The sequence below is a fragment of the Pseudideonella sakaiensis genome (assembly GCF_048320135.1).
GTDB lineage: Bacteria > Pseudomonadota > Gammaproteobacteria > Burkholderiales > Burkholderiaceae_C > Ideonella_A > Ideonella_A sakaiensis_A.
This window is the reverse complement of record NZ_CP182947.1, coordinates 333,856-348,115: the sequence shown is the minus strand read 5'-3', so window position 1 is coordinate 348,115 and position 14,260 is coordinate 333,856. Positions and strand designations below refer to the sequence as shown.

Below are 14,260 nucleotides of genomic sequence, written 5' to 3'. Positions count from 1 at the left end.
AGCTGTCATCGGAAACTGCCCGATTGATCCTTCATGCACTGCTGCGATGGCTCCGATGGGCGATTCGCGTCGCCGAGATCCTAGGGAAACTACGCATGTCGATGGCATTCCGCCATCGCCCTCAAGTCAGGAGCTTTGTCATGTCTACCCATCAGTATCCGCAGCATTTTTCCAGCCGCTTGTCGCGCCTCGGCGCAGTGCTCGCGATCATGGCCTGCAGTGCCGCAGCATCGGCGATCGAGGCCACCGAGTTCGAGGTGCCGGCCAGCGTCAAGTCACGCGCGCAGGTTCAGCAGGAACTGCAACAGGCGCAGCGCGAGAACCCGCACCTGAGCCGTCGCAACGGCAGCGAGTCCGACGCCTTCGAACAGGTGCGCGAATTCAGCCGCGAAACGGTCCGTTCGCAGATCACCGCCGGTCAAGGCAGCGCGCAAAACCGTGAATTGTTCGGCGGCGGCTGAAGCGCGGCTGAATTGTCGTTTGGGCCGGCCCGTCAAGGATGTCACGGGCCGGTCGGCACCAAGACAGATCAAAACATCCCACCGATATTTCAGGTAAATATTGCCGCAAGGATTGCCAATACGAGTTGCTATTACCCGGCCACGCAAAATGAATCGATAAAGGCCGGTATTTTCGACTTTGAAGGCTCAATCATTCGCTGACATCGCCGATTAGGCTCGGACGATGTCTTTTCCCTCCTCCTTTTTCCGCGTTTCCAAACTGTCCGGCCGTTGTGCCGGAAACGCGCGGACGAACGCGGGGAAGGGCGTTTCGGCCGCCCGAACGAGATTGGCCCGTCGGCCGATCGTCGAAGCGATGGAAGAGCGGGTGCTGCACTCGGCCGATCTCGCGCCGCTCGGGCTGCTGCCGACGCCGGGCGTCGAGAACCATCTGCAACTCGTTGCGGACGCGGCGGCCGTCGAAGCGACGCATCAACTGTTCGTCGTCGACGCACGGGCCACGCATCATCGACTGCTGGCCGACATCGCCGCTGCCGATCGCAGGATCGATGTGGTCGTCATCGGTCCCGCTGAAGATGCCTTCGCACGCATCGATGCGGAGCTGCAGCAGCGCAGCGGCCTTGGCGGTTTGCATATCGTGTTTGCCGAAGACGAAGGTCAGCCTGTTCTCGGTGCCGGAGTCGTCGACAGCACGCAGCTGCTCGCGCGTGCGGCCGCCACCGCCGGATGGGGCGACGCGCTGGCGACGGCCGCCTCGATCGACCTGCACGGCGGCGGCGCCGCGGCGCGCGCGCTCGGGCTCGAATTGCAGGCACTGACCGGGGCGACCGTCCACTGGCAGCCGGCCAATGCCGCTGCGCCGCCCGCCACGGCCATGCTGCCAACGGTCAGCGAACTGGTCTTCATCGACCTGTCGATTCCGGATGCCGAGCTGCTGATCGGCGACTTGCTGGCGCAACGTGCAGCAGGGCGGCCGGTCGAGGTGATCCGCATCGCTGCGGACGAGGACGGTCTGGCCCGGATCGACGAGGTGCTGGCCGGTCGCAGCGGCATCACCGCGGTGCATGTGTTGAGCCACGGTTCGGATCAGGCCCTGCAGATCGGCAAGGTGCGGCTTGATTCGGCGGCGCTCGTCGAGCGCGCCGAGGCATTCAAAGGCTGGCGAACCGCGCTGACCGACGATGCCGACCTGCTGTTCTACGGCTGCGACGTCGCCGGCAGCGACGACGGGCAGGCGCTGCTGCGGCAGATTGCCGAACTGACCGGAGCCGACGTGGCGGCGAGTGCCGACCTGACCGGCCACAGCGCCGGTGGCGGCAACTGGGTGCTCGAATACCAGGCCGGCCAGATCGAAGCTGCGCTTGCACCGAGCGCGGTTGCGCGGCTGCAATGGACCGGGCTACTCGCCAACTACAACGCCGATCCGTCGATTGCCGACGGTTTGCCGGGTTCGCTGCGCGCGGCAATCAATTCGGCCAATGCGAATCCGGGCCTCGACACGATCACGCTGCTGGCCGGCAGCCATGATCTGACATCGGTCGGCCTGCCCGAGGATCTGAATGCCTTTGGCGACCTCGACATCACCGACAGCGTGACCTTCGTTGGCGCCGGCGCGGCAACGACCACCGTCAATGCCGCTCTGCTCGGCAATGATCGCGTCTTCGACGTGCACAGCGGCAGCGTTCGCTTCCAGGACCTGACGATCACCGGCGGGGCCGGCGTCACCGACGGCGGTGGCATCCTTGTCCGTGCGAGCGCCGATGTCAGCTTGTCGAATGTCGTCGTCAGCGGCAACGCAGCAAGCAGTGGTGCCGGCATCCACAACCTCGGCAGCCTGACGCTCGAGCAGGTCACGCTCAGCGACAACACCGCATCGGGCGACGGTGGCGGATTGCGCAACGCCGGCTCGGCCACATTGACCGATGTCTGGATCAAGTCGAACTCGGCAAGCTCGGGTGGCGGCATCTACAGCCAGGGTTCGGGTTCGTTGTCGATCAGCAAGTCGACGTTGAGCCAGAACAGCGCGAGCCTGGACGGTGGCGGCCTGTATGCCAGCGGTGGCAGCCTGTCGATCGTCAACAGCACGATTGCCAGCAATACCGCGGCCGCTTCGGGCGGCGGCCTGTACCTCGCTTCGGCGGGTTATTCGATCGCCAACTCGACGATTGCCTACAACTCTGCGGCCAGCGGCGGCGGCCTGTTCTCGAACGGTGTGACGGTCTCGATCAAGAGCACGATCCTGGCGGCGAATACCGGCGGCAACAGCAATGCGGCCCAGCTGTCGCAGGGCTACAACCTCGATACCGACAATACCGCCGGGCTCAATCTGGCGACCGACGTCCATCCGGCATCGGCAGGGCTGGTGCCGGCCGGATCGCTGGCGGCCAATGGCGGGTATGCGCCGACGCTGGCGCTGGTCACCGGTTCGGCGGCGATCAATGCCGGCGATCCGGCCGCGCCGGCGCTCGACCAGCGCGGTGTCGGGCGTTATCTGGCGCCGGACATCGGCGCCTACGAGCAGCCGAATACCGCGCCGACGATCGGTTCGATCGCCAACCAGGTCACGGCCGAGGACACCGCGCTCGGCCCGATCGCGTTCACTGTCGGCGACGGCGAGTCGCCTGCAGGCCTGCTCAACGTGCTGGCGGTGTCGAGCAATCTGGCCTTGCTGAGCAGCGCCGGCATCGTGCTCGGCGGCAGCGGCAGCAACCGCACGCTGACGCTGAGCCCGGTCGCCAATGCCAACGGTGTCGTCACCGTCACCGTCAGTGTCTCGGACGGCGAACTGGTCACACAGACCGCATTCAACTTGACGATCACCGCGGTCAATGACGCGCCGGTGATCACCAGCAATGGCGGTGGCGCGAGCGCGGCGCTGTCGGTGCCGGAAAACAGCACCGCGGTGACGACGGTCGTTGCAAGCGACGTCGACGGCGACACGCCGCTGTACACGATCAGCGGCGGCGCCGACGCAGCGTTGTTCAACATCAATTCGAGCACCGGCGTGCTGACGTTCAAGGTCGCGCCGAACTGGGAGGCGCCGAGTGATGCCGGTGCCGACAATGTCTACAACGTCACGGTGCGGGCCACCGACCCGTTCGGCGCATTCGCAAGCCAGGCGCTGGCGATCACCGTGACCGACGTCTACGGCGTGCCGGGCCAGCCGTCGGGCGTGGTCTGGTTCTCGACCACCGATTCCGGCTCGGCCACCGGCATCTCGTTTACCAGCCGTGAGGTGTTGCAGTTCGGCACCGCAGACGACCATTTCGACATCAATGGCGGTGCGACGGCCGGCACGCTGAGCAAGCTGCCTGGCTTTGTTGCGCCGGAAAAGATCCGCGGCCTGCACTATGTCGAGACGACGCTGACGCTCGGCGACGGCGGCAGCAACAACCAGTTCACGTTGAACCCGGGCGATCTGCTGATCGCCTTCCATAACGATGACGTCGACCTGAACGGCGGCGACGGCAACCCGTACAACGATTTCCGGGCCGACGAAGAGGACATCGTCGTATTCCGGCCGCATGTGGCAGGGAATTACGCCAGCGGCAGCTGGTCGATGCTGCTGCAGGATGGCGTGCACCGCTCCGGCTCCGACCGCGAGGTCCATGCGTTCACGCTGGTCGAGACCGATACCATGGTCGGCGGCACGCTGCTGACCGCCGGTACCTTGCTGGTTGCGCACGAAGGTGGATCGGAAGACAGCAACATCTATACGGTGCGGATCCGCAGCACCGGGCTCGGCTCGCTGACGAAGACCGACGATCGCCAGCTGCTGCTGCTTGGTTCGTCGCTCGGCATCAGCGCGAAGATCGAGGGCCTGCACCTGCTGACGCATCCGACCGCGTTCAACGACACCTTGCTGGCAAAAGGCACGCTGCTGCTCGGCATCGACTCGAGCAATACCGTCGCAGGCACACCGATCACCAACCTCGACATCGTTGCATTGACGGTCAGCAAGACGCAGCAGGATCCGGTTCCGGGATCGGTGGCGACCAGCGCCTTGCTGTTCGACGGATCGGACATCGGCCTGACCAGCGCCGTGCCGAGAAACTTCGGCGGCTTCACCGTCTCGACAACGACCGCACCAACCAATACGCCGCCGAGGATCACGACCGCGCCGCTGCCGGTGATCAACGAGAACACGAGCTTCGTCACGAACCTCGCCGCGACCGATCCGGAAGGCGGAGCGATCAGCTACAGCATCGCCGGTGGCGCCGACCGCAGCTTGTTCTCGATCAACGGAGGCAACCAGCTGGTCTTCAATGCGGCACCGGATTTCGAGACACCGCTCGACGCGACGACCAACAACTATTACTACGTGCAGGTTCGCGCGACCGATGGCGCCGGCGCGGCGGCCGAGCAGCTGTTCGTCGTTCGGGTCGTCAACGTCAACGAGGCGCCGGTCGCGAATCCGGATACCGGTACCGCGACGCAGGATGCGACGCGCAGCGTCGGCGCCGGAACCGGCGTGCTGGCCAACGACAGCGATGTCGATGCCGGCGACAGCAAGGTCGTTTCGGCGGTCGCCTTCGGCGGCACGCCAGGCGTCGTCAATTCGCCATTGACCGGCATCTACGGCACGCTGACCTTGAAGACCGACGGCAGCTACACCTATCTGCCGTCGACCGCTGCAGCCAAGGCGCTTGCAAAGTCGCAGACCGCGGTCGAGACCTTCAGCTACACGGTGCGTGATGCCGGCGGTTTGACGTCGAGCAGCACACTGACCTTCACGATCACCGGCATCAACGATCCGGTGACGACGCCGGTCGCCAACCTGACGACGTCGGTCGTCGAATCGACGACGCCTCCGGTCGGCAGCCTGAGCAACGGCAATACGATCAGTTTTGCCGATGTCGATCTGAACGACGTGCACACGGTGTCGCCGACCGGTGTGCCGAGCGGCAGCACGCTCGGATCGGTCACCGCAGTGAAAAACAGCGATACCACCGGCACCGGTACCGGCGGTCTGCTGACCTGGACCTATTCGGTTGCCGCGTCGGCGGTCGAGTATCTGGCGGCTGGGCAGACGAAGAACGAGAGCTTCACGCTGTCGATCGACGACGGCAATGGCAGCCTGATCACCCGCATCGTCACCGCGACGATCACCGGCACCAACGACCCGGTCGTCATCACCGCCGAGACGCTGACCGGCTCGATCACCGAGGCGGTGACACCGGTCGGCAACCTGAGCACCAGCGCGGCGATCTTCTTCAGCGATGTCGACCTGACCGATGTGCACCTGGTGTCTGCGACCGGAACGCCGGTCGGCTCGGTGCTCGGCAGTTTGACCGCGGTGAAGAACTCCGACACCACCGGCACCGGCACCGGTGGCAAACTGACCTGGACCTATACGGTCGCGGCGTCGGCGCTCGAATACCTGGCGGCCGGACAAACCCGTGTCGACAGTTTCACGATCAGCATCAATGACCAGAAAGGCAGCCTCGTCACGCGGCAGATCGATGTGACGCTGACTGGCAGCAACGATGCGATCGTCATCAATACGCAGAAGCTGACCGGCGCGGTGACCGAACTGCTGACACCGTCGGGCAATCTCGTCGACACCGGCGCGATCACGTTCAGCGATGTCGACCTGAACGATGTGCACACGGTCACGCCGACCGGGACACCGGTGGGCAGTGTGCTCGGCTCGCTGACCGCGGTGAAAAATGCCGACACCACCGGCAGCGGAACCGGTGGCCAGCTGACGTGGACCTATACCGTTGCCGCCTCGGCGGTCGAATACCTCGCGGCCGGCCAGACCAAGGTCGAAAGTTTCGACATCAACATCGACGACGGCAATGGCAGCGTGCTGGTCAGGCGGATCGATGTGACGATCACCGGCAGCAACGATGCACCGCTGATCACCGCCGAACAATTGAGCGGTGCGGTGGTCGAGCTGGTGACGCCGGTCGGCAGCCTGAGCGACAGTGGAGCTATCGAGTTCAGCGATGTCGATCTGAACGATGTGCACCTGGTATCGCCGAATGGCACGCCGATCGGCAGCGTGCTCGGCTCGTTGACTGCGGTGAAGAACTCGGACACGACCGGCACCGGCACCGGCGGCCGTCTGACCTGGACCTATACGGTGGCGGCATCGGCAGTCGAATACCTCGCGGCCGGCCAGACCAGGGTCGACAGCTTCGAAATCACGCTGAACGACCAGAAAGGCGGCCTGCTGACGCGGCGCATCGATGTGACGATCACCGGCAGCAACGATGACATCGTCATCACCGCCGAACAACTGACCGGTGCCATCACCGAAGCGGTGACGCCGGTCGGCAATCTGACCGACAGCGGCACGATCCGTTTTACTGACCGCGATTTCAACGATGTGCACGTGGTATCGCCGACCGGCGCAGCCATCGGCAGTGTGCTCGGCAGCCTGACCGCGGTGAAGAACAGCGACACGACCGGTACCGGCCTCGGCGGCCAGCTGACCTGGACCTACAGCGTCGCTGCGTCGGCGGTCGAGTACCTCGCGGCCGGTCAGACCAAGGTTGAAAGCTTCACGATCAGCATCGACGACCAGAACGGTCACATCGTGACAAGGCAGATCGACGTGACGATCACCGGCAGCAACGATGCGCCGGTGATCACCGCCGAGCAGCTGAGCGGTGCGGTGGCCGAGCTGGTGACGCCGGTCGGCGTCCTGAGCGACAGCGGAGCTATCGAGTTCAGCGATGTCGACCTGAACGACGTTCATCTGGTTTCGCCGAATGGCACCCCGATCGGCAGCGTGCTCGGATCGCTGACAGCGGTGAAAAATTCCGACACGACCGGCAGCGGCACCGGTGGGCGGCTGACCTGGACTTATACGGTCGCCGCATCGGCGGTTGAATACCTGGCGGCCGGGCAAACCAGGGTCGAGAGTTTTGACGTCACGCTGAACGACCAGAACGGCGGGCTGCTGACCAAACGCATCGATGTGACGATCACCGGCAGCAACGATGACATCGTCATCACCCCCGAGCAACTGACCGGGGCCATCACCGAAGCGGTGACGCCGGTCGGCAACCTGACCGACAGCGGCACGATCCGTTTTACCGACCGCGATTTCAACGACGTGCACATCGTCTCGCCGGTCGGCACGCCGATCGGCAGCGTGCTGGGTTCGTTGACCGCCGTGAAGAACGCCGACACCACCGGGACCGGCGCCGGCGGTCAGCTGACCTGGACTTATGCCGTCGCCGCATCGGCGGTCGAATACCTCGCCGCTGGCGAGACCAAGGTCGAGCGCTTCACGATCAGCATCGACGACCAGAACGGCCATACCGTCACGCGGCAGATCGACGTGACGATCACCGGCAGCAACGATGCACCGGTGATCACCGCAGAACAGCTGAGCGGTGCGGTGACCGAACTGGTGACACCAGTCGGCAATCTGAGCGACAGCGGCGTGATCGAATTCATCGATGTCGACCTGAGCGATGTCCATCTGGTATCGCCGAACGGCGCGCCGGTCGGCTCCGTGCTCGGCAGCCTCGTTGCAGTGAAGAATTCGGACACGACCGGCAGCGGCGGTGGCGGGCGCCTGAGCTGGACTTATACGGTTGCCGCCTCGGCAGTCGAATATCTCGCGGCAGGCCAGACCCGTATCGAAAGTTTCGACATCACGCTGAACGACCAGAACGGCGGGCTGCTGACCAAGCGCATCGACGTGACGATCACCGGCAGCAACGATGCCATCGTCATCACCGCCGAACAACTGACCGGTGCGATCACTGAAGCAGTGACACCGCTCGGCAACCTGACCGACAGCGGCACGATCAGCTTTACCGATCGTGATTTCAACGACGTGCACATCGTCTCGCCGGTCGGCACGCCGGTTGGCACCGTGCTCGGCAGCCTGACGGCGGTGAAGAATACCGATACGACCGGAACCGGCATCGGTGGCCAACTGACCTGGACCTACACCGTTGCCGCGACAGCCGTCGAATACCTGGCTGTTGGCGAGACGAGAGTCGAAAGCTTCACGATCAGCATCGACGACCGGAACGGCCACATCGTCACGCGGCAGATCGATGTGACGATCACCGGTACCAACGATGCGATCGTGATCAGCTCGGAGCAACTGGGCGGCAACGTTGTCGAATCGATCGCACCAGCCGGCAACCTGACCGACAGCGGTGTGATCCGCTTCATCGATGTCGACCTGACCGATTCGCATCTGGTGTCGCCGACCGGCACACCGACCGGGCCTGTGCTTGGTTCGCTGGGCATCGTGAAGGACAGCGACACGACCGGATCGGGCACCGGCGGCCAGCTGACCTGGACCTATGCCGTTGCCGCATCGGCAGTCGAATACCTCGCCGCCGGCCAGACCAAGGTCGAGCGTTTCGACATCAGCATCGACGACGGCAATGGCAGCGTGCTGATCAAGCGGATCGACGTGACGATCACCGGCAGCAACGATGCGCCGGTGATCACCGCCGAGCAGTTGCACGGCGCAGTGGCCGAACTGGTGGCGCCGGTCGGCAACCTGAGCGACGGCGGAACGATCGAGTTCAGCGATGTCGACTTGAACGACGTGCACCTGGTGTCGCCGAACGGTGCGCCGGTCGGCTCCGTGCTCGGCAGCCTCATTGCAGTGAAGAATTCGGACACGACCGGCAGCGGCGGTGGCGGGCGCCTGAGCTGGACTTATACGGTTGCCGCCTCGGCAGTCGAATACCTCGCGGCAGGCCAGGCCCGTATCGAAAGCTTCGACATCACCCTCGATGATCAGAACGGCGGGCTCCTGACCAAGCGCATCGACGTGACGATCACCGGCAGCAACGATGACATCGTCATCACCGCCGAGCAGCTGACGGGCGCGGTGACCGAAGCAGTGACACCGCTCGGCAACCTGACCGACAGCGGCACGATCAGCTTCACCGATAAAGACTTCAACGACGTCCACCTGGTGTCGGCCGCTGGCACACCGATCGGCAGCGTGCTTGGCAGCCTGAGCGGGGTGAAGAATGCCGACACGACCGGGACTGGAACAGGCGGCCAGCTGACCTGGACCTATACCGTTGCGGCCGGCGCGGTGGAATACCTGGCCGCCGGCGAGACGAAGCTGGAAAGCTTCACGATCAGCATCGACGACCAGAACGGCAGTGTCGTGACAAGGCAGATCGATGTGACGATCACCGGCACCAACGATGCACCGGTGATCACCGCAGAACAGCTGAGCGGTGCGGTGACCGAACTGGTGAACCCGGTCGGCAACCTCAGCGACAGCGGCGTGATCGAGTTCATCGATGTCGACCTGAGCGATGTGCACCTGGTCTCGCCGATCGGCGCACCGGTCGGCAGCGTGCTCGGCTCGATGACCGCGGTGAAGAATTCGGACACGACTGGAACCGGCGCCGGTGGCCGATTGACCTGGACCTATACCGTCGCCGCATCGGCGGTCGAATACCTGGCCGCAGGGCAGACCCGCATCGAGAGCTTCGACATCACGCTGAACGACCAGAACGGCGGGCTGTTGACCAAGCGCATCGATGTGGCGATCACCGGCAGCAACGATGAAATCGTCATCACCGCCGAACAGCTCACCGGCGCCATCACCGAAGCGGTGACGCCGGTCGGCAACCTGAGCGACAGCGGCACGATCAGCTTCAACGACCGCGACTTCAACGATGTGCACATCGTCTCGCCGAACGGCACACCGATCGGCAGCGTGCTGGGTTCGTTGACCGCGGTGAAGAATGCCGACACGACCGGGACTGGAACCGGCGGCCAACTGACCTGGACTTACACCGTGGCCGCAACAGCGGTCGAATACCTGGCTGTTGGCGAGACGAGAGTCGAAAGCTTCACGATCAGCATTGACGACCAGAACGGCCACATCGTCACTCGGCAGATCGATGTGACGATCACCGGTACCAACGATGCGATCGTGATCAGCTCGGAGCAACTGGGCGGCAACGTTGTCGAATCGATCACACCAGCCGGCAACCTGACCGACAGCGGTGTGATCCGCTTCATCGATGTCGACCTGACCGATTCGCATCTGGTGTCGCCGACCGGCACACCGACCGGGCCTGTGCTTGGTTCGCTGAGCGTCGTGAAGGACAGCGACACGACCGGATCGGGCACCGGCGGCCAGCTGACCTGGACCTATGCCGTTGCCGCATCGGCAGTCGAATACCTCGCCGCCGGCCAGACCAAGGTCGAGCGTTTCACGATCAGCATCGACGACGGCAACGGCAGTCTGCTGGTCAGGCAGATCGACGTGACGATCACCGGCAGCAACGATGCACCGGTGATCACCGCCGAGCAGCTGAGCGGCGCGGTGGCCGAACGGGTGGCGCCGGTCGGCAACCTGAGCGACAGCGGGTCGATCGACTTCAGCGATGTCGATCTGAACGATGCGCACCTGGTGTCGCCGAATGGCGCACCGGTCGGCAGTGTGCTCGGTTCGTTGACCGCGGTGAGAAATTCCGACACGAATGGAACCGGCACCGGCGGCCGATTGACCTGGACCTATACCGTCGCCGCCTCGGCAGTCGAATACCTGGCAGCCGGCCAGACCCGTATCGAAAGTTTCGACATCACGCTGGATGATCAGAACGGCGGGCTGCTGACCAAGCGCATCGACGTGACGATCACCGGCAGCAACGATGCGATCTTGATCACTTCGGAACAGCTGATCGGCGCCATCACCGAAGCGGTGACGCCGGTCGGCAACCTGACCGACAGTGGCACGCTCGACTTCACCGACCGCGACTTCAACGACGTGCACATCGTCTCGCCGGTCGGCACGCCGATCGGCAGCGTGCTGGGTTCGTTGACCGCCGTGAAGAACGCCGACACCACCGGGACTGGCGCCGGCGGCCATTTGACCTGGATTTATACCGTTGCCGGCTCGGCGGTCGAGTACCTCGCCGCCGGCGAAACGAAGCTGGAAAGCTTCACGATCAGCATCGACGACCAGAACGGCCATACCGTCACGCGGCAGATCGATGTGACGATCACCGGCAGCAACGATGCACCGGTGATCACCGCCGAACAGCTGGGCGGCGCGGTGACCGAACTGGTGAACCCGGTCGGCAACCTGAGCGACAGCGGCGTGATCGAGTTCATCGATGTCGATCTGAGCGATGTGCATCTGGTCTCGCCGAACGGCGTGCCGGTCGGCAGCGTGCTTGGCAGCCTGACCGCGGTACAGAACTCCGACACGACCGGCAGCGGCGGTGGTGGCCGACTCACCTGGACTTATACGGTTGCTGCGTCGGCAGTCGAATACCTCGCCGCCGGCCAGACCAAGGTAGAAAGCTTCGACATCACGCTCGACGACCAGAACGGCGGGCTGCTGACCAAGCGCATCGATGTGACGATCACCGGCGGCAACGATGCCATCGTGATCGCCGCTGAACAACTGACCGGTGCGATCACCGAGGCGGTGACGCCCGTCGGCACCCTGAGCGACAGCGGCACGATCAGCTTCAACGACAAAGACTTCAACGACGTTCACCTCGTCTCGCCGGTCGGCATACCGGTTGGCAGCGTGCTTGGCAGCCTGACCGCGTTGAAGGATGTGGACACGACCGGGACTGGAACCGGTGGCCAGTTGACCTGGACCTATACCGTCGCGGCTTCTGCTGTTGAATACCTGGCTGTTGGCGAGACGAGAGTCGAAAGCTTCACGATCAGCGTCGACGACCAGAACGGCCACATTGTCACAAGGCAGATCGATGTGACGATCGCCGGCACCAACGATGCGATCGTGATCGATTCGGAACAGCTGAACGGCGCGGTCTTCAACTACGAAGAAGTCATCGGCGATCTGCGCACCGACGGGGTGATCGTGTATCAGGACGCCGACCGCAACGACGTTCACCTTGCCTCCGGCGTCGGCACGCCGATCGGCAGCGCGCTCGGTCGGCTGACGGTCAGCCAGCGCGTCGATCCCGATGCCAGCGGCAGCGGCGGCCATCTGGTCTGGAACTACAGCGTGCCCAGCGACGACGTCGACTATCTGGCCGCCGGCGAGTTGCGCGTTGAAAGCTTCTTGATCGAGCTGAACGATGGCAATGGCAGCATCGCCACGCGACGAATCGACATCACGATCAGTGGACCGAATGCGGCGCCTGTGATCACGTCGCAGACGCTGAACGGCGTGATCGTCGCGTCGACTGCCGCCGATACGATCCAGCAGACCGACGGGCTGATCCGCTTCAACGATGTCAACCTCAGCGATGTCCACGTCGTATCGCCGTCCGGTGCGCCGGTTGGTGAGGTGCTCGGTCGCCTCGGCGCCGAACTGCTGAGCGACACCACCGGCACCGGCACCGGCGGCGTGCTGCGCTGGAGCTACAGCGTCGATGCGGCGGCGATTCGCTACCTGGCGGTCGGTGAAAGCCGCGTCGAACAGTTCGACATCACGCTCGACGACGGCCACGGCGGCCTGGTCAGCCGGCGCATCGAGGTGCTGATCCACGGCAGCAACGATGCGCCGGTAATCGTCGATGCGCGGCTCAGCGGCGCGGTCGTCGAGTCGGCCGATCCGGCCGATCTGCTCGGCGATAGCGGCCACCTGGTCTACGCCGATGCCGACCTCAGCGACGCGCCGGGCATCCGCTTCGACGTCAGGCCCGTCGACGGCGTGCTTGGTCGTTTGACCGTCGTGCGCGATCCGGCCGCAGCTGATTTTGCCGACCGTGGCCGCCTGCTGTGGAATTACCAGGTCGATTCAGCGGCAGTGGTGTATCTGGCCGCCGATGAGACGCGGGTCGATGCCTTCGACGTGACGATCACCGACCCGCATGGTGCAAACGTGACCCGTCGCATCGAGGTGACGATGCACGGCATCAACAATGCGCCAGTGGTCGCTTCGGAGCCGCTCGACCAGGCACTGACCAATGGCGAGGGTTTCCGCTTCGTCGTGCCGCTGCCGACCTTTGCCGATGCCGACACCGCCGACCGGCTGCAGTTCACCGCGACGCTGGAAGATGGCACACCCTTGCCAGAGTGGCTGAAATTCGATTCGGAGCGCCTGACGTTTTCAGGTACGCCGCCGGGTGGCATGGCGCGCATCCTCAGCGTCAATGTCGTTGCCAGGGATTCGTCGGGCGCGGCCGCGATTGCCACCTTCAAGATGCACATCGAGCCGCGGGTGGTCCTCGCCGTCGACGAGGTCCCGCTCGCGCCGGCGGCCAGGCCGGTTCCGGTCGAAACCGTCGCAGCAAAGCCGCTGCAGGCGCTCGTCGAAACACGGTTGGAACTGGTGGCTCCACCAGTGGCCGCAGAACCGCCGGTCGAAGCCGCGACGAACGACGGCATCGGCACGTCGCTGGTCGTATCGAGACCGGTCGTTCAAGCCGGGCGCAGCGGTCTGGGATCGGTCGCGGACCAGGTGCTGGCGCAGGCGCTGAATCCCGAGTTCGGCTCGGTCGAGATGTCGGCATTGCTCTCCTCGCTGCAAGGCGGCGAGCTGCTGCGGCGGTTCGACGAATTGCAGCAGCAGATCCAGAGCCTGGCCAACGGCCACCAGACGGCGATTGCTTCGTCGATTGCCGTCACCACCGGCCTGTCGGTCGGTTATGTCGTCTGGCTGGTGCGTGGCGGGCTGTTGCTGAGCTCGCTGCTGTCGTCGATGCCGGCGTGGCAGATGATCGATCCGTTGCCGGTGCTGTCGTCGGGTCGCGGCGCGGCCGGCGGTGCCGACGATGACGATGATGAAGATGTCGAGCGGATGTTCGCAAAGGACCGGCGGGTCGGCGCGCCGGCGCGTCATGCAGCGCCCGAACCAGTGCTCGGCCAGCCGCCGCGCGCCTGAAGCACAGCCGAAGCGAGTTTTTCGATGAATA

The 14,260-nt window shown here is 64.4% G+C and carries 2 protein-coding genes; both read left to right on the top strand.

Features of this window, described 5'->3' with window-relative positions:
• Positions 1 to 140 precede the first annotated feature (140 nt).
• Positions 141 to 461 (top strand): hypothetical protein, encoded by a 321-nt coding sequence (locus ACNH6H_RS01530; protein WP_418315027.1) that lies wholly within the window; start codon positions 141 to 143, stop codon positions 459 to 461.
• A 328-nt stretch (positions 462 to 789) separates the two neighbouring features.
• Complete coding sequence (locus ACNH6H_RS01525; protein ID WP_418315025.1) at positions 790 to 14,229, top strand: VCBS domain-containing protein; 13,440 nt, start codon at positions 790 to 792, stop codon at positions 14,227 to 14,229.
• Positions 14,230 to 14,260 lie beyond the last annotated feature (31 nt).